This window comes from Neisseria sp. P0021.S006, assembly GCF_051956895.1.
Map to the genome: position 1 here is coordinate 1 of NZ_JBQCWZ010001125.1, position 490 is coordinate 490.

Sequence of the window (490 nt, forward strand, 5' to 3'; positions counted from 1 at the left end):
CCCCACACTCCTATCCCGTTTCCCCAGCAACTCCGGCTGGCAAATTTCCACCAGCGAGCAGGCTTTGCAGCGTTTGCCGTAGTCGGGCGGTGGAGTTTGGCTGCTGTTTAAAAGTTCGCGCACGGCGGCGATGGTGGCGAGGGTTTGGGCGCGCAGGTCGTCTGAAAACGTGATGGGGACGCGGTGGCGGGTTTGCATATACCACAGCGCGCCCTCGGGGATGGTTTGCCCCGTCATTTCTTCCAAGCACAAGCCTTGGGCGCAAAGCTGGATTTCGTCCATCGGGTCGGGTTTGGGCTTGCCGCGTTTGTATTCCACGGGTTTCAGACGACCTGTTTTTGTTTCCACTTCCACCAAATCCAACACGCCGCTGATGCCCAGCTTCTCCGCCGATACATGCACCGACCGCTCAAAGCGCATGCCCTTGCGCGTTTCCGGTTCGCCCGAATCCACCCGCTCCTGCAACGCCTTTCCCTGCGCGGTCAAATAG

The 490-nt window shown here is 59.8% G+C and carries 1 protein-coding gene; it reads right to left on the minus strand.

Annotation, left to right across the window (positions count from 1 at the left end; all coding sequences use genetic code 11):
• The coding region (gene cas4, locus ACTHUM_RS19075) for a CRISPR-associated protein Cas4 (RefSeq protein ID WP_440403847.1) at positions 1-490 on the minus strand (490 nt) is incomplete at both ends.